The sequence below is a fragment of the Tomitella gaofuii genome, assembly GCF_014126825.1.
GTDB classification, from domain to species: Bacteria; Actinomycetota; Actinomycetes; order Mycobacteriales; family Mycobacteriaceae; genus Tomitella; species Tomitella gaofuii.
In genome coordinates this window covers 4,053,623-4,068,832 of sequence record NZ_CP059900.1, presented here as the reverse complement: position 1 = coordinate 4,068,832, position 15,210 = coordinate 4,053,623, and the positions used below count along the sequence as shown (strand labels likewise).

General features: G+C 70.4%; 15 protein-coding genes and 2 pseudogenes. 9 read left to right on the top strand and 8 right to left on the bottom strand.

Going from position 1 to position 15,210, the window contains the following annotated elements; genetic code table 11:
- Nucleotides 1-57: 57 nt before the first annotated feature.
- Nucleotides 58-916: pseudogene (locus tag H4F70_RS18800) on the top strand (NAD(P)-dependent oxidoreductase).
- A complete protein-coding gene (locus H4F70_RS18795) occupies nt 913-1,329 on the top strand; it encodes a carboxymuconolactone decarboxylase family protein (protein ID WP_182358327.1) in 417 nt (138 codons plus the stop codon). The pseudogene H4F70_RS18800 and the gene H4F70_RS18795 overlap by 4 nt, the downstream one beginning before the upstream one ends.
- 37 nt (nt 1,330-1,366) lie before the next feature.
- On the opposite strand, the gene H4F70_RS18790 is transcribed toward H4F70_RS18795, so the two are convergent.
- The 5 genes and pseudogenes from H4F70_RS18790 to H4F70_RS18770 form a co-directional block, all read right to left on the bottom strand.
- Nucleotides 1,367-2,221 (bottom strand): LLM class F420-dependent oxidoreductase, encoded by an 855-nt coding sequence (locus tag H4F70_RS18790; RefSeq protein ID WP_182358326.1) that lies wholly within the window; start codon nt 2,219-2,221, stop codon nt 1,367-1,369.
- A 250-nt stretch (nt 2,222-2,471) separates the two neighbouring features.
- Nucleotides 2,472-2,636 carry a hypothetical protein gene (locus H4F70_RS18785; RefSeq protein ID WP_182358325.1) on the bottom strand — a complete coding sequence of 55 codons (165 nt, stop codon included), beginning with the start codon at nt 2,634-2,636 and terminating at the stop codon, nt 2,472-2,474.
- 63 nt (nt 2,637-2,699) lie between these two features.
- Nucleotides 2,700-2,849, bottom strand: a complete 150-nt coding sequence (locus H4F70_RS18780; protein WP_182358324.1) for a hypothetical protein — start codon at nt 2,847-2,849, stop codon at nt 2,700-2,702.
- A 235-nt stretch (nt 2,850-3,084) separates the two neighbouring features.
- Nucleotides 3,085-5,112: pseudogene (locus H4F70_RS18775) on the bottom strand (BCCT family transporter).
- Nucleotides 5,113-5,253: 141 nt separating this feature from the next.
- Nucleotides 5,254-5,880 (bottom strand): TetR family transcriptional regulator, encoded by a 627-nt coding sequence (locus tag H4F70_RS18770; RefSeq protein ID WP_182358323.1) that lies wholly within the window; start codon nt 5,878-5,880, stop codon nt 5,254-5,256.
- Between the two features lie 197 nt (nt 5,881-6,077).
- Between H4F70_RS18770 and H4F70_RS18765 the strand changes: the two genes are divergently transcribed.
- The 4 genes from H4F70_RS18765 to H4F70_RS18750 all read left to right on the top strand — a co-directional run bounded on the left by H4F70_RS18765 (nt 6,078) and on the right by H4F70_RS18750 (nt 10,259).
- Complete coding sequence (locus tag H4F70_RS18765) at nt 6,078-7,193, top strand: ferredoxin reductase (protein WP_220471733.1); 1,116 nt, start codon at nt 6,078-6,080, stop codon at nt 7,191-7,193.
- A 60-nt stretch (nt 7,194-7,253) separates the two neighbouring features.
- The gene (locus H4F70_RS18760; RefSeq protein WP_182358322.1) at nt 7,254-8,450 is read left to right on the top strand and encodes a fatty acid desaturase family protein; all 1,197 of its coding nucleotides are present in this window, start codon (nt 7,254-7,256) and stop codon (nt 8,448-8,450) included.
- Between the two features lie 63 nt (nt 8,451-8,513).
- Nucleotides 8,514-8,762: a hypothetical protein gene (locus H4F70_RS18755; protein WP_182360529.1), complete on the top strand. Its 249-nt coding sequence runs from the start codon at nt 8,514-8,516 to the stop codon at nt 8,760-8,762.
- A 132-nt stretch (nt 8,763-8,894) separates the two neighbouring features.
- Entirely contained in the window at nt 8,895-10,259 is a 1,365-nt protein-coding gene (locus H4F70_RS18750) for an IS4 family transposase (RefSeq protein ID WP_220471713.1), read from the top strand.
- A gap of 33 nt (nt 10,260-10,292) precedes the next feature.
- Here H4F70_RS18750 and H4F70_RS18745 read toward each other — a convergent pair whose 3' ends face one another.
- The 3 genes from H4F70_RS18745 to H4F70_RS18735 are packed head-to-tail and all read right to left on the bottom strand — an operon-like array spanning nt 10,293 to nt 11,523.
- Nucleotides 10,293-10,844 (bottom strand): O-acetyl-ADP-ribose deacetylase, encoded by a 552-nt coding sequence (locus H4F70_RS18745; RefSeq protein ID WP_182358321.1) that lies wholly within the window; start codon nt 10,842-10,844, stop codon nt 10,293-10,295.
- A gap of 48 nt (nt 10,845-10,892) precedes the next feature.
- Nucleotides 10,893-11,111, bottom strand: a complete 219-nt coding sequence (locus H4F70_RS18740; protein WP_182358320.1) for a hypothetical protein — start codon at nt 11,109-11,111, stop codon at nt 10,893-10,895.
- Between the two features lie 34 nt (nt 11,112-11,145).
- Nucleotides 11,146-11,523 carry an SHOCT domain-containing protein gene (locus tag H4F70_RS18735; RefSeq protein WP_372497572.1) on the bottom strand — a complete coding sequence of 126 codons (378 nt, stop codon included), beginning with the start codon at nt 11,521-11,523 and terminating at the stop codon, nt 11,146-11,148.
- Between the two features lie 256 nt (nt 11,524-11,779).
- Here H4F70_RS18735 and htpG point away from each other — a divergent pair, with 256 nt between their 5' ends.
- The 3 genes from htpG to H4F70_RS18720 all read left to right on the top strand — a co-directional run bounded on the left by htpG (nt 11,780) and on the right by H4F70_RS18720 (nt 15,197).
- Complete coding sequence (gene htpG / locus H4F70_RS18730; RefSeq protein ID WP_182358319.1) at nt 11,780-13,789, top strand: molecular chaperone HtpG; 2,010 nt, start codon at nt 11,780-11,782, stop codon at nt 13,787-13,789.
- 95 nt (nt 13,790-13,884) lie between these two features.
- Nucleotides 13,885-14,412 carry an acyl-CoA thioesterase gene (locus tag H4F70_RS18725; protein WP_182358318.1) on the top strand — a complete coding sequence of 176 codons (528 nt, stop codon included), beginning with the start codon at nt 13,885-13,887 and terminating at the stop codon, nt 14,410-14,412.
- Nucleotides 14,409-15,197 carry an acyl-[acyl-carrier-protein] thioesterase gene (locus H4F70_RS18720; protein WP_182358317.1) on the top strand — a complete coding sequence of 263 codons (789 nt, stop codon included), beginning with the start codon at nt 14,409-14,411 and terminating at the stop codon, nt 15,195-15,197. Before H4F70_RS18725 ends, H4F70_RS18720 begins: the two co-directional genes overlap by 4 nt.
- Nucleotides 15,198-15,210 lie beyond the last annotated feature (13 nt).

Genomic DNA, 15,210 nt, shown 5'->3' with positions numbered 1-15,210 from the left:
GTTCCCGCGGCCGCGGACGCGCAGTCGACCCGTATCGGGTGCATCGGCCTGGGCTCGATGGGGGCGCCCATGGCGCGGCGGCTGCTGGCGCACCCGGGTGGACTGACGGTGTGCGACGTGCGCGCCGAGGCCATGGAGCAGTTCGCCGCGGCCGGTGCGCACCTGGCGGACACCCCGGCCGAGGCGGCGCACGGGGCGGGGATCGTCTGCGTCACCGTGCTCGACGACGCGCAGGTGCGCCGGGTCGTCGCCGGCCCCGACGGCATCCTGGCGGCCGCGCGGCCGCCCGCCGTGGTGGCCGTGCACTCGACGATCTCCGACACCGCCGCCGCCGAACTGGCGGCGCAGTGCCGGGCCGCCGGGGTGGAGCTGGTGGACGCGCCCATCAGCGGCGGCGCGGCCGGCGCCCGCAGTGGGGAACTGGCGGTGATGGTGGGCGGCACCGACGCGGCCTTCGCGGCGGTGCGCGGCCCGTTCGCGCTGTTCGCGGGGCTGGTGGTGCACGCGGGTGCGGTCGGCGCGGGCACGCGGATGAAACTCGCCCGCAACCTGCTGCACTTCGTCTCGTTCACCGCGGGCGGCCGAGGCGCAGCGCTTGGCCGAGGCCTGCGGGCTCGACGTGGCCGCGCTCGGCGCGGTGGTGCGCCACTCCGACGCCGTCACCGGCGGGCCGGGCGCCATCATGCTGCGCGGCAGCACGGTGCCGGTCGACCCCGGCGATCCGCTGCACCCGATCCTCGTGCACGTGCGCGACCTGGGCGAAAAGGACCTCGACCTGGCCCTGGGCCTCGGCGGGCGCGAGCATGTCGACCTGCCGCTGGCCCGCTGTGCGCTCGCCGGGCTCGGCGCGGGGCTGGGCGTGGGGCCGGGCTTCCTCGCCGAGGCGGCCGACGACGAACGGAAGGGAAACGTATGAGCGGACAGCAGAGTACGGACCCGGAAGACCAGGGCGGCCCCGGCACCGCGCGCCGGGCGCGGGGGCTGGCCAGGATGAGCGAGGTCTACGGCTTCGAGCTGGGCGACCTGCCCGGCGACTTCTACGGGATCACCGTCGACCACCTCTTCGCCGACATCTGGGAGCGCGACGGACTCAGCGTGCGCGACAGGCGCCTGATCCTGCTCGGCTCGATCGCCGCGCAGGGAGTGCTCGACATCGCCGAGATCCAGATCAGCGCGGCCCTGCGCAACGGCGAGCTCGACGAACGGCAGCTGCGCGAGGTCGCGATCTTCCTGTGCCACTACGTGGGCTGGCCCATCGGCACCAAGTTCGACCAGCTTGTCGGCAAGGTCGTCCACCAACACGAGAAGGCCGCGGCGCGCGAGGAGTGAGCAGCGGCCGGCGGCGGTTCCGGCCGGCCTCCGGGCCTCAGCCGCGCAGGTGCGCGACGCGCCCGGCGAGGTGCTGGAGGTAGGCGGCGACGGTCGGTTCGTCCGCGTCGGGCATGCCGCAGATCGCCTCGGTGACGCCCAGATCGCGCCAGCGGGCGAGTTCGTCGGGGTCCGGGCGCCCCGGAACCAGGGCGTGGATCAGCGGCGCGCCGTCGCGGCCGGCCTCCGCCCACGCCCTGCGCAGGCCTGCGATCCCGGCGTCGACCCCGTCCTCGCGCGGGGTGGTCATCCATCCGTCGGCGTTGCGGGCGATCCACCGGAAGTTCTTCTCGTTGCCCGCGCAACCCACGATCACCGGCACCCGCGATTGCACGGGCTTGGGCCAGGCCCACGCGGCGTCGAACTCGACGAACTCGCCGTGGTACTCGGCCTCCTCGTCGTCCCACAGTGTCTTCATGGCCTCGAGATACTCGCGCAGCATCGTCCGCCGGCGCCCGATGGGCACGCCGTGGTCGCGCAGCTCGTCCAGGTTCCAGCCGAAGCCCACGCCCAGGGTCACCCGCCCGCCCGCGAGGTGGTCGACCGTGGCGATGGTCTTCGCGAGGGTGAGCGGATCATGCTCCACGGGCAGTGCCACGCACGTGCCCAGGCGGATCGTCGACGTCACCGGAATCGCGGTGCCCAGCGCCACCCACGGGTCGAGCGTGCGCATGTAGCGGTCGTCCGGCAGCGAGGCGTCGCCGGTGGCGGGGTGCGCGGCCTCGCGGCGGGCGGGGATGTGGGTGTGCTCGGGCACGTAGAACGCGTCGAAACCCGCGTCCTCGGCGGCGCGGGCGGCGGCGGCGGGGGTGATGCCCCTGTCGCTGGTGAACAGGGTGACTCCGAAACGCACGGCGGCTCCTCGCTTCTCGCGGGTTCTCCGGTTGCGGCCAGGCCGGTGAGGCCGGTGCCTGCACCGCAAGCGTCAGCCTAGAGCAGCGGCCGGACAGGTGTCCGCACGAGGTTGGCGCCGCAGTTCGGAGGATCGCGGTGGATGACTTCAGCCGTATTGAAAATACCGTACGGCAGTGCAAGTGAAGTGGCACGGACGAACACTGCGGGGCGCCCACCGGTCGGTGGGCGCCCCGCGGGTGCAGGCGGTCCTACTTGGCCGCGCCGCTCATGGTCTCGAGGCCGGCGAAGAAGGGCTTGAGGATGTCGCCGAGGCTGCCGATGCCTTCGCCGCCGAGCTTGCTGATGGAGCCGGTGCCGTTCTCGATGCTGGTGTTGAAGACGCCGAAAACGTCGGTGAGGGACTGCGTGAGCATGTGTTTCTCCTGGATCTGTGCTTTGAGACTGACGGCCGGCGCCCGGCCGGTGAGGGGGTGTGGCTACTTGCCGCCGATGAGGCCCTCGAGCGAGCCGACGGCGTCGAGCGACTGGGTCTGTGCCGACCCGATGCCGTTGAGCGACATCGTGTCGAAGCCGTTGAGGATGTTGATCATCGGCAGCAGGTCGATGAGGCCCGGAAGTGAACCCATTGTAAAACTCCTTGAGTTATGAGACGGACGTACGCATTGGACGTACGTTTGCAATGTCGCAGACGACCATAGTTACTGGTGAGTCAGAGCACAAGCGCGAGGGCGTTGTGGGTTCCCTCTCCGTCTCTCGCGAGTCGACCCAGCGGGCGGTGCACGGACCCAAGGACGCGAAAGACCGCGGCCCGCCGACGTGTGTGGTCGGCGGGCCGCGGTCGTGGTCGGGGCAGCGGGAGCGTCAGCCTCGCGGGGCGGGGCCGTCGGGACGGTCCCCGGCGCCTCCGTCATCGTGGCCGGGCGCGGGGCCGGCGCCGTTGCCATTGCCCCCGTTGCCGTTGCCCAGCATCTCGGCGCCGATGGCGGACTCGGCGAACTCCTGGGTGTCGAACACCTCGCCGCCCAGCGGGTCCGACGGTCCTGCGGATCTGTCGAAGCCGACGGCGCCGGTCTCCGGGTCCACCTCGAGTGCACTGACCGGAATCTCGTGCACACGCACCACGATCGAGTCGTCCTGCGGCTCGGGCGTCGGCCGGTCCGACGGCGACAACCCTGCGAAGGTCGCGGAGACCTTGGACCGGCGCCACCAGTGCTCGGACGCGGCGCCCTCCCCGGCCGGTGCGGCCCCGACGAGCTCGCGCTCCGGCGGTGTCGACGCCTGCGCGGCCGTGTCCGGTCCCGGCCTGTCGGAGGTGGCGAGCACGGTGGAACCGCCGCCGCCGGGAGTCGACACGTGGATGTACCGCGGGCGGTGCGCCAGGTCGAACCGGAACGCCTTGAGCATCGAGACGCACGCCAGCACGAGGACGATCGAGAACGGCACCGCCGTGGCGATGGACGCGGTCTGCAGGGCCGTCAACGACCCGGCGCCGCCCACCACCAGCAGGATCGCGGCGGCGACGCCCTCGAGCACCGACCAGTACACGCGCGTGATCTTGGGCGTGTTCATGTCGCCGCCGGTGGAGAGCATGTCGATCACCAGCGAACCGGAGTCGGAGGAGGTGACGAAGAAGAACACCACCACGGCGATCGCCAGCACGCTCGTGATGATGCCCAGTGGCAGGCCGTCGAGCATGTGGAAGAGCGTGGTGTTGGTGTCGACCGCGCCGTCGACGAGCATGTCGCCGTCGTCGCGCTGCCGCAGGATCCCGGAATCGCCGAAGATCGTGAACCACAGCTACGCGATGATGGTGGGCGCCAGGATCACGCCGGCGATGAACTCGCGGATGGTGCGCCCGCGCGAGATCCGCGCGATGAACATGCCGACGAACGGCGCCCAGCTCATCCACCAGCCCCAGTAGAAGATGGTCCAGTCGGCCAGCCACGAGTCGTCGGAGAACGGCGCGGTGCGCAGCATCATCTGCGGCAGCGCCTGGACGTAGCCGCCGAGGTTCTGCACCCAGGCCTGCGCCAGGAACAGCGTGGGGCCCAATGCCAGCACGAACAGTGCCAGCAGTGCGGCGAGGACCATGTTGATGTTCGACAGCCACTTGAGGCCCTTGGTCACACCCGATACGACGGAGAAGGTGGCCATCGCCGTGACGACGACGATGATGATGATCTTCACCGGGTTGTCCACGGTGAGCCAGCCCAGGTACTCCAGGCCCGCCGAGATCTGCTGGACGCCGAAGCCCAGCGACGTGGCGATGCCGAAGAGCGTGCCGACGACGGCGACGACGTCGATGGCATGACCGATGGGGCCCTCGATCCGCTTGCGCCCCAGCAGCGGCTCGAGAAGCCACCGCACCGACATGGGACGCCCCTTGCGGTAGGTCATGTACGCCAGACCCAGTCCGACGACCACGTAGATGGCCCACGCGTGCAGCCCCCAGTGATACATGGTCAGCTGCATCGCCTGATTGGCCGCGGCGTCGGTACCGCCCTCGATCCCGCCCGACTCCGGCGGGATGATGTAGTGCGACAGCGACTCCGCCACGCCGTAGAAGACAAGGCCGATGCCCATGCCGGCGCTGAACAGCATGGCGAACCACGAGAACACGCCGAACTCCGGCCTCTCGTCGTCGCGGCCCAGGCGGATGCTGCCGACGCGGCTGAACACGCAGTACACGGCGAACAGGACGAAGCCGGTGGCGGAGAGGATGTACCACCAGCCGACGCCGTCGGCGATGCCGTCCTTCAGCGAAGTGAAGGCGTCTTCTGCTGTGCCGGAATAGATGACGGCGAAGGCGATCATCCCGAAGATGATGAGCGACGCCGGGATGAAGACGGGTTTGCGGATGCCCCGCCAGGCGTCTTGGATGGTTTTCACGGAGGCCTCTCCCTGCGCCGTCCCGGCCCCGCGCAGGGTGCCGGGACGGAGTGTCGGTGTCGGTCTGGCGCGTATGCCGGTATCCGCCCGACGCTAGGACACAAGGAGCCGCGCCTCAACTTGAGACGGTGCGGTGCCGACTCAGGCGCTTGGCGGCCGGGCCGATAATCCGGCCGCGATGATCCGCAGCTGCCGTCCCGCACGCCCGAGCGCCGCGGCATGGTCGCGTGGCGTCCCCAGCAGGCCGGGGACGGATTCGAGGGCGGTCACCGTGAGCAGGTCCGCAGCAGTGTCCAGCTCCGCGGGCGACCACGCGTCGAGCGCCGGCGTGCGCGCGAGGTCGATGGCCAGTTCGCCGACGAGCGCCCGCAGCTCGGCTCCGATGGCGTCCCGGATCTCCGCCGTACCGCCGTGGCGTTCACGGACGAGGAACCGGAACTCGCGGGGGTGATCGCGCACCTTCGCGTCGAGCGCCCCCAGCGCGGCGTCGATGGTGGGCGGGCCGCCGCCGCACCGCGCGTCCCGCAGCGCCTGCCTGGCCACGCGCATCGACTCCTCCACGAGCGTCACGCCCAGGTCGTCGAGCGAGGCGAAGTGCCGGTAGAAGGCGGTCGGCACGATCCCGGCAGCCCGAGCGACCTCGCGCAGGCTCAGGCCGGAGAAGCTGCGGTCTTCGAGCAGGTCGAGCGTCGCGTCCAGCAGCGCACGGCGGGTGAGCTGCTTGCGTTCCGCGCGCGAGACCCGCGCCGCACCGAGGGGCTCGACCATGGCGCCGAGTCTATGTCCGTAGCGCAGATCACAGGGCGTCACCCTTGACCCCGCCGTCGCTTCTACTGTCACAATACCCAGTGTACGGATGTGCACTGAAAGTTGATGATCACATCCCGCTGGTGGCACGGTGCAGCCGATGACCCGTGCAGGTGTGCGGTGACGAGACGTCGCGAGGGGCGGCAGGAGGGTGTGGCATGACGGATATTATCGCAGGTGGCAAGCGCAGAGTTCCCCTGCTTCGGCGGTTCGTGGGCCTGGCGGAAGCGATGGCCACGCCGCATGGCGTCGACCGGTACACCGAACTGATCGCGCCGACGGTGACGGTGAACGACCTGCGCGCACAGGTGACAGCTGTTCGCCGGGAGGGTGATCGTTCGGTGACGTTGAGCCTACGGCCCACGCGGCAGTGGCGGGGTTTCCGCGCCGGGCAGTTCGTGCGGGTGGGGGTGGTGGTCGACGGGGTGCGGCACACGCGCTGCTTCTCCCCGTGCGGCTCCGAACACGGGGCAGACGGCCGGCTGGAACTCACGGTGAAGGCGCACCCGTCGGGGCTCGTCTCGCAGGAGCTGCTCGAGCGGGCGCGGCCCGGCCTCATGGTGGACCTGGCCCAGGCCGCCGGTGAGTTCCACCTGCCCATGCCCCGTCCACGGGACATCGTCCTCATCAGCGCCGGCAGCGGGATCACCCCGGTGCTCGCGATGCTGCGGACGTTGGTCGACGAACGGCACGACGGCCGCGTGGCCTTCCTGCACTACGTCCGCCGGCCGGAGGAGCTCGTGCACGCGCAGGAGCTGCGCAGGCTGGCGGCGGCGCGCGGGGTGGCCGTGATCGTGGGCTGCACGGCGGCGGACGGGGCCGGCGACGTGGACGGGCACTTCAGCGCCGGGCACCTGGCGCTGGCCGCGCCCTGGGTGCGCGGTGCGCAGGCGTACCTGTGCGGACCGGCACGGATGATGGCAGCGGTGCGCGAGGTCTACGACGGCATGGGCCTCGGGGCGCGCCTGCACACCGAGGCGTTCGACGCGGCGCCCGCGGCCGTCCCGTCCGACGACGAGGTGCACGGCACCGTGACCTTCTCCGCGTCGGGCATCGACGCCGCGAACACCGGCGACGTGCTGCTGGAACAGGCCGAGGCGGCGGGGCTGAGCCCCGAGCACGGCTGCCGCATGGGCATCTGCTTCTCCTGCACCGCGGTCCGCCGCTCAGGCTGCACGCGCAACGCGCTCACCGGCGAGGCGGACGCGGAGCCCGACCAGCCGATCCAGCTGTGCATCAACAGGCCCGTCGGCGACGTCGACATCGTCGTCTGACGCCGGGTCCGCGTGACGCGACGGCCATCCAACCCGCTCGACCATCGACGAGGAGAAGACATGTTCGCACTCTCAGGCCCGCTGGGCCGGACGATCACCCGCCGCGACGCGGCCCTGCACGCAGGCGCGCCGCGGCCGGGCACGGCCGATCCGGTCGTCCTCACCCGCGACGACATCGAGGCCATCGGCCGCGAGCTCGACGCGCTGCGCGCCGAGACGGTCGCCAAGCTCGGCGCCGAGGACCGCGAGTACATCTACAACGTCATCAAGGCGCAGCGCGGGCTCGAAGTGGCCGGCCGCGCGGCGATGTACGTGCCGTTCCTGCCGCCGGTGTGGCTGGCGGGCGTGGGCGCGCTGAGCCTGTCGAAGATTCTCGACAACATGGAGATCGGCCACAACGTCATGCACGGCCAGTACGACTGGATGCGCGAGCGCGGCCTGAGCTCCCGGGAGTTCGAGTGGGACACCGTCTGCCCGGCGGACCAGTGGCGCCACTCGCACAACTACATGCACCACACGTTCACCAACATCGTGGGCAAGGACCGCGACATCGGCTACGGCATCCTGCGCATGGACCCCGACCAGAAGTGGAACCCCTACTACCTGGGCAACCCGGTGTGGGCCACGTTGCTCATGGTGCTGTTCGAGTGGGGCGTGATGCTGCACGACCTGGAGATCGAGAACGTGGTGCAGGGCAAGCGCGGCTGGGTGGACGTCAAGCCGCTGGCGGTGGGCTGGTGGCGCAAGGCCGGCCGCCAAGTGCTCAAGGACTATGTGGTCTTCCCCGCGCTGTCGGGCCCGTTCTTCGTCACCACGCTGGTGGGCAACGGCGCCGCCAACCTCGTCCGCAACCTGTGGGCGTACTCGATCATCTTCTGCGGCCACTTCCCCACGGGTGTCGCGTCGTTCAGCGAGGAGGAGACGGCGGACGAGAGCAAGGGCGAGTGGTACGTGCGGCAGATGCTCGGCTCCGCCAACATCTCCGGCAGCCCCCTGTTCCACATCCTGTCCGGCAACCTGTCGCACCAGATCGAGCACCACCTGTTCCCCGACCTCCCCGCGCACCGCTATCCCGAGCTGGCCCCGCGCGTGGAGGACATCTGCCGCCGCTACGGGCTGCCCTACAACACCGGAGGGTTCTTCCGGCAGGTCGGCTCCGTGTGGGGCAAGATCTTCCGCTTCGCGCTGCCGAATACGCTGGTCGGGCGGCCGAAGGTGCCTGAGGTGGTGATCGAGCGGTCCGCGCGTGCGGCATGATGGTGCGGACAGGCCCGCGAAGCCGCCGGCCGGCGGGATGCGGAACGACGGGAGGGGCGCGTGATGGTCGGAAAGTTCGAATCGCGTAAGGACATCGCGCAGGAGCTGACCGAATCGACGGCGGTACGGGTGGGGCGGATCGCCACCATCATCACCACATGCGTCCGTGACGTGGCGCGGGAGGTGGGGGACATGCTCACCGACGGCCTGGAGCTGCGCGACGCGGCGCGGCGGGCGCGCGAGGACGAGCATGAACGCAGCCGGGAGGAGTCGATCCAGGAGCAGCGGGGCGGGGGGACCGGCCAGAGCTAGCGGCAATGCCGCGCAGTTAGTGGTGTGGCTGGTGTGGCAAGTGTGACTGCGGCGTGTCGGGCGAAGAGCAACGGAACTCCACGGTAGGCAAGGGGTGTCCTCACAAGACGCCCTGCTACCAAAGGAGTTCCGTTGCCGTCCCAGTCTGTCATCCCTGCCCCGCTGCCCGCGCCGGCGGATCCCTTCGCCGCGGGTCATCTCGGCGAGTTGACCCGGATCGTGTCATTCGATCTGGTCGACGCGGCGATCGAGGCTGCCGGAGCGGCGCAGAAACGGGTGCGCCGCCTGCCCACCCGGGTGGTGATGTACGTGCTGCTCGCGGGGGTGCTGTTCACTGGCGTGGGCTACCAGCAGGTACTGGCGCGCCTGGCCCGCGGCGCCGGCCTGAGCCTGACCACGCCCGGTAGCTCGGCGTTGTCCCAGGCGTTCCGGCGGATCGGCACCGGCCCGCTTGCCGAACTGTTCGACCTGGTCCGCGGCCCGGCGGCCGGGTCCTCGCGCTGGCGGGGCCTGCTGGTGTGCGCGATCGACGGCACCACGATGTTCGTGGCGGACACCGGCGCCAACACCGGCGCGTTCGGCCGCCAGTCCGGCCGCCCTGACGCACCGGCCGGATACCCGATGCTGCGGCTGGTGAGCATCGTCGCATGCGGCACCCGCACGGTCATCGACGCCGTGTTCGGCTCCTACCGGGCCGGGGAGACCACCTACGCCCCCGCCCTGACGAACAGTCTGCGCCCCGGCATGCTGCTGCTGGGCGACCGCAACTTCGCCGCCGCCGCCCTGATCGAGCAGTTCGCCGCCACCGGCGCAGACCTGCTCATACGGTGCAAGAACGCCCGCAGGTTCGAGGTCCTCGAGCGCCTGGACGACGGCACCCAGATCGTGGCCATCGGCGATCTGCGGGTGCGCCTGATCGACGCCCAGATCACCGTCGATCTCGACCCGGCCGGCGGCCGGCGCACCGGCACCTACCGTCTGATCACCACGCTGACCGACCCGGACCGCTACCCCGCACGGCAGATCGTGCAGCTCTACCACCAGCGATGGGAGATCGAGACCAGCTACCGGGAGACCAAAGCGACGATCCTCGCGGGCCGGGTCCTGCGAGCACGCACCCCGGCCGGCGTCGCCCAGGAGGTCTACGCCGTCCTGATCGTCCACCAGGCGCTGCGCACCGCGATCGCCGACACCGCCCTGGCCGCCGGCGACATCGCTCCCGACCGGCTCAGCTTCACCATCGCCCTGACCACCGCCCGCGACGCTATCCACGATGCGGGTCTCATCCTCGCCGGGCCCTGCACCGACCTGACCGGCCGCATCGGGCGAGCAGCACTGGCAGCGGTCATGCCCGCCCGCCGATCACGCTCGAGCCCCAGAGTCACGAAACGGGCCATCTCCAAACACCGCGCGAAAGGCAACGTCGACCGCACGAACTATCGGACCCGCATCACGACACACCTACCGGGCATCATTGACACCAGACACGACAACTAACTGCGCGGCATTGGAGCTAGCGGGGCGGGGACGTCACGCCACGGCCCGGCGCATCAGCCCCGCCACCTGCTCGTCGAAGGCCACCAGCGTGACGGTCCCGACGGCGGTGGTGGCCGCGCGGATCGCCGAGACCGCCTGCGCCACCGCATCGTCGAGAGGCCAGCCGTAGGCGCCCGCTGAGACCAGCGGGAACGCCACCGTGCGCGCGCCCAACCCGTCGGCGACGGCCAGGCTGCCCGTGTAGCACGACCGGAGCAGTGCCGCCTGCCGCTCACCACCGGCCGAGGCGTGGACGGGGCCCACCGTGTGGATCACCCACCGCGCGGGCAGGTCGCCGGCCGTGGTGGCCACGGCCTGCCCCGCGGGGAGCCCGTCGGGTAGCGACGTGCGACGCAGTTCGCGGCACGCGGCGAGGATCCGTGGCCCGCCCGCGCGGTGGATCGCGCCGTCGACACCTCCGCCGCCGAGCAGCGACGAGTTCGCGGCGTTGACCACGGCCTCGACCCGGACCCGGGTGATGTCACCCCGGACCACCTCGATCGCGGGCGCGGCGGCGTCGCCGGCGCCGTCGTTGCCGTCGTGCATGCCGCCACCTCCCGATTCACCCGTCCACGGCCGCCCGCCGGGGACCGCTCAATTGCCCCGGTACCTCTTTCTGCCCGTGAGTAGACCGATCAGCCAGCCGATGGCGAGGATGATCAGCAGGATCAGCCAGGTGGGTCCGCTCAGGTGCAGCCCGTACAGCGTGATCTTCGTCGTGTTCGTGTTGGTGAACACGAAGATGACGGCGAGGATCGCGAGGACGAGGCCGAGCCACTGTGCGAAGCTGATCTTGGAGAGCAGGTTCTTCATCGCGTCGCCGTTTCGGGCGTCAGGCCTGCGCGTGTCATGCCAGGGCCTTGTTCTTGATCGTGTCGAACTCGTCCTGGGAGATCGTGCCGTCGTCCAGCAGGGCCTTCGCGTCGGCGATCTGCTGGGCGGGGCCGGTCTGCTGCACCACGTTGCGGATGTAGTCGTCCTGCGCGGTCTTGGCGGCCGCGATTGCCTCGCGCTGGCGCTCGGCCATGCCCTGGCCACGGGCCACCAGGTACACCAATGCGGTGAGCAGCGGGAAGATGAACATGCAGATCACCCAGACGGCCTTCCACCATCCGCTGAGCTTATGGTCGCGGAACAGGTCCGTGATGATGGTCCACAGGACCATCAGGTAGCACACGAACGCGAACACTACGATGATGAGCCAGATGGATTCCCAGAACGACATGTTCAGAACTCCCCGATCGAACTGAATGTTACCGATGTGATCCAAGCACAATCGTCGGCCTTTCGGGACGGTTCGGCCGCCGGCGGCCGTCGATCGGCGGATATCCGCAGAGGGGCGCCGCCTCGCCGACGACGAGGGCCGGTCCGCGCGGCAGCGGTGTCGGAGGCGCGCGCTACCATGCCGGGCGTCGACGCATGCGTGAGCCAGCACGCACGGCGGCGCGCAGACAGCACAGTTCGCTCGAAAGGACACACCCGTGGCCCCCTCGGTGGAAACCCGCGAGTTCCAGGCGCAGTCGCGTCAGCTGCTGGATCTGATGATCCACTCGATCTACACCAACAAGGATTCGTTCCTGCGGGAGCTCATCTCGAACTCCTCCGACGCGCTGGACAAGCTGCGGCTGGCCGCGTTCCAGGACAAGGATCTGGACGTCGACACGTCCGACCTGCACATCGAGGTGATCGCCGACCCGGGGGCGCGCACGCTGACGGTCCGCGACAACGGCATCGGGATGACGCGCGAGGAGGTCGTCGACCTCATCGGGACTCTGGCGAAGTCCGGCACCGGGCAGCTGCGCGAGGCGCTCGCCGCCGCCAAGGAGGCCAAGGACGCGGACAACCCCGCGGCGGCCGAGGCGCTGATCGGCCAGTTCGGCATCGGGTTCTACTCCACCTTCATGGTGGCCGACACGGTCACCCTGGTCACGCGCAAGGCGGGCGAGGACGCCGGCACCAAGTGGCAGTCGCGCGGCGAGGACACCTACACCATCGCGGACGTGGCCGACGCGCCGCAGGGCACGTCCGTCACGCTGGACCTCAAGCCGGCCGACGACGAGAACCACTTGTTCGACTACACCTCCGAGCAGACGCTGACCGGCATCATCAAGCGTCACTCGGACTTCATCGCGTGGCCGATCCGCATGGAGAAGACGGTCCCCGCGCCGCCGCCCGAGGAGGGCGAGGAGCAGGGCGAGCCGACGCGTGAGGTCGTCACCGTCAACTCGCAGAAGGCGCTGTGGACGCGCCCGCGCAGCGAGGTCACCGACGAGGAGTACGCCGAGTTCTACCGGCACGTCAGCCACGGCTGGGACTCCCCGCTCGAGGTCATCCCCATGAAGGCGGAGGGCACCTTCGAGTACCAGGCGCTGCTGTTCATCCCGTCGCAGGCGCCGTTCGACCTGTTCCAGCGCGAACACAGCCGCGGCGTGCAGCTGTACGTCAAGCGCGTGTTCATCATGGACGACTGCGAAGAGCTCATGCCGGAGTATCTGCGCTTCGTCAAGGGGGTCGTGGACGCGCAGGACCTGTCGCTCAACGTCTCCCGCGAGGTCCTTCAACAGGACCGCCAGGTGCGCCGGATTCAGAAGGGCCTGGTGCGCAAGGTCCTGTCCACCATCGCCGAGATGAAGGACAACCGGCCCGACGACTACGCGACGTTCTGGGAGCAGTTCGGCCGCGTACTCAAGGAGGGGCTGCTCTCCGACGTCGACAATCAGAAGAAGATCCTCGAAGTCTCCTCGTTCGAGTCGACGCACACCACGGCGGGCGGCACGGCGGACGCCGATGAGAATGCCGCGGAGGGCGCGGGCGACACCGCGCCGGCGCGCACCACGCTCGCCGGATACATCGAGCGGGCCGGCGCCGACCAGGACGTCATCTACTACATGACCGGCGAATCGCGGCAGGCCGTGGAGAACTCGCCGCACATGGAGGCCTTCCGCGCCAAGGGCGTCGAGGTGCTCATCCTCACCGACCCCGTCGACGAGGTCTGGGTGGACGCGGTCCAGGAGTTCGACGGCAAGCGCTTCCAATCGATCGCCAAGGGCGAGGTGGACCTGGACAGCGAGGACGAGCGCAAGGCCGCGGAGGAGGAGCGCGAGAAGCGCTCCGGCGAGTTCGCGGGGCTCACCGGGTGGATGCAGGAGCTGCTCTCCGAGGACGTCAAGGAGGTGCGGCTGTCCACACGCCTCACCGAGTCGCCGGCGTGCGTCGTGGGCGACACGTTCGACATGACCCCGCAGCTGGAGAAGATGTACCGGGCCATGGGGCAGGAGCTGCCGCAGATGAAGCGGATCCTCGAGATCAACCCCACGCACCCGCTGGTGACGGGCCTGCGCGCCGCGCACGAGTCACGCCCCGACGACGCCGGCCTGGCGGACACCGCACACCTGGTCTACGGGATGGCGGTACTGGCCGAGGGGGGCGAGCTGTCCGACCCGGCCGGGTTCGCCAAGCTGCTGGGCGACAAGCTTTCCTCGTCGCTGTAGCCGCATCGGCGCTGCGTACGATCGCATGCGGGCGCGGCGGATGCGCGGCCGACGGGGTGTTCGACAGGGTGCGGGACGCGCGGGACGGAGGACCGATGACCGGACGACACGGTGCGGCGGGCGCGCCGTCCTGCGCGCTGACGGTGCGGGTGCCCATGCGCTACGAGGACATCACGCCGGCAATGCACGTGAGCAACGCCGCGGTGCTGGGCCTCATCGAGGAGGCCCGCAATCGGCTGCTGCGCTACGGCGCGGAGGATGCGGCGGGCTCGCCTGTCGGCGGGCTCCTCGACGTGGACGGCGCGGACCGCGTCTACCTCATCGTGCAGCAGACCATCGAGTACCCGGAGGAGGTGCGGTATTCCGTCGAACCGCTGCGGTTCGACTTCTGGATCGGCCACGTCGGCCGGTCCAGCTTCACCCTCGACGCCGAAGTCCGCGCCGCCGGGGCCGAGCAGGTCCTGGTGCGCACGGAGTCCGTCGTCGTCATCACGGACGCCGCGTTCACCGGCTCCGAGCCCATCGACGACGCGCTGCGCAGGCGGCTCGAGGCGCACCGGGCCGAGCCCGTGCCGCTGCGCCCGCGCCCCGGCGCCTCCACGATGTCCCCGGCGGCGCGATGACGGGCGCGGCGGAACGATCCGTGGTGGAGCCGCTGCAGCCCATGCCGGAGTCGGGGCCCATGTTCGAGTGCCACCGCCGGGTGCGCACGGGCGACGTGGACATGGACGAGCGCCTGCGCCTGGACGGGGTCGCCCGCTTCCTGCAGGACATCGCGTTCGACCACATCGCGCAGATGCCCGGCGACGTCAACCCGGTGTGGGTGGTGCGCCGCAGCGTCATCGACGTGCTCCGGCCGATCCCCTGGCACTCCGAGGTGCACCTGCAGCGCTGGTGTTCGGCGATGTCCACCCGCTGGGCGACGATGCGGGTGCGGTTGACCAGCGAGGGGGATGCGGACGACCCCGGCGGCCTGATCGAGACGGAGGCGTTCTGGATCAGCATCAACCCGGAGACCGGCGCGCCCATGCGCATCAGCGACGCGCTGGAGGCCGATCTGCTCGCGCGCAGCACCGAGCACCAGCTGCGCTGGCGGCCCATGCTCACCGGCACCGCGCCGGCGCTCGCCGACGGGGCGGAAGAGCGGGACTTCGCGCTGCGGGCGGCGGACATCGATCCCATGCGGCACCTCAACAACGCCGTCTACCTGCACGCGGTGGAGGACCTGCTGGCGCAGGACCCGGCACTGCGGACGGCGCCGCACCGGGTGATCGTCGAGTATCTGCGGCCGGTGGAGCCCGGCGCGGCGCTGCGGGTGCGCACGGCGGCGTCCGACCGCGGCGTAGGCCTGTGGTTCCTGGTGGGCGACGTCGAGCACGCGCGGGCGCGGGTCCAGCCGCTCGGCTGAGCGGCCCGCCGTC

What these genes read in the sequence shown, in the direction of transcription:
- H4F70_RS18795 (WP_182358327.1), top strand. Translation starts at nt 913, where the DNA reads ATGAGCGGACAGCAGAGTACGGACCCGGAAGACCAGGGCGGCCCCGGC.
- H4F70_RS18785 (WP_182358325.1), bottom strand. Translation starts at nt 2,636, where the DNA reads ATGCTCACGCAGTCCCTCACCGACGTTTTCGGCGTCTTCAACACCAGC.
- H4F70_RS18780 (WP_182358324.1), bottom strand. Translation starts at nt 2,849, where the DNA reads ATGGGTTCACTTCCGGGCCTCATCGACCTGCTGCCGATGATCAACATC.
- H4F70_RS18770 (WP_182358323.1), bottom strand. Translation starts at nt 5,880, where the DNA reads ATGGTCGAGCCCCTCGGTGCGGCGCGGGTCTCGCGCGCGGAACGCAAG.
- H4F70_RS18765 (WP_220471733.1), top strand. Translation starts at nt 6,078, where the DNA reads ATGACGGATATTATCGCAGGTGGCAAGCGCAGAGTTCCCCTGCTTCGG.
- H4F70_RS18760 (WP_182358322.1), top strand. Translation starts at nt 7,254, where the DNA reads ATGTTCGCACTCTCAGGCCCGCTGGGCCGGACGATCACCCGCCGCGAC.
- H4F70_RS18755 (WP_182360529.1), top strand. Translation starts at nt 8,514, where the DNA reads ATGGTCGGAAAGTTCGAATCGCGTAAGGACATCGCGCAGGAGCTGACC.
- H4F70_RS18745 (WP_182358321.1), bottom strand. Translation starts at nt 10,844, where the DNA reads ATGCACGACGGCAACGACGGCGCCGGCGACGCCGCCGCGCCCGCGATC.
- H4F70_RS18740 (WP_182358320.1), bottom strand. Translation starts at nt 11,111, where the DNA reads ATGAAGAACCTGCTCTCCAAGATCAGCTTCGCACAGTGGCTCGGCCTC.
- H4F70_RS18735 (WP_372497572.1), bottom strand. Translation starts at nt 11,523, where the DNA reads ATGTCGTTCTGGGAATCCATCTGGCTCATCATCGTAGTGTTCGCGTTC.
- H4F70_RS18725 (WP_182358318.1), top strand. Translation starts at nt 13,885, where the DNA reads ATGACCGGACGACACGGTGCGGCGGGCGCGCCGTCCTGCGCGCTGACG.
- H4F70_RS18720 (WP_182358317.1), top strand. Translation starts at nt 14,409, where the DNA reads ATGACGGGCGCGGCGGAACGATCCGTGGTGGAGCCGCTGCAGCCCATG.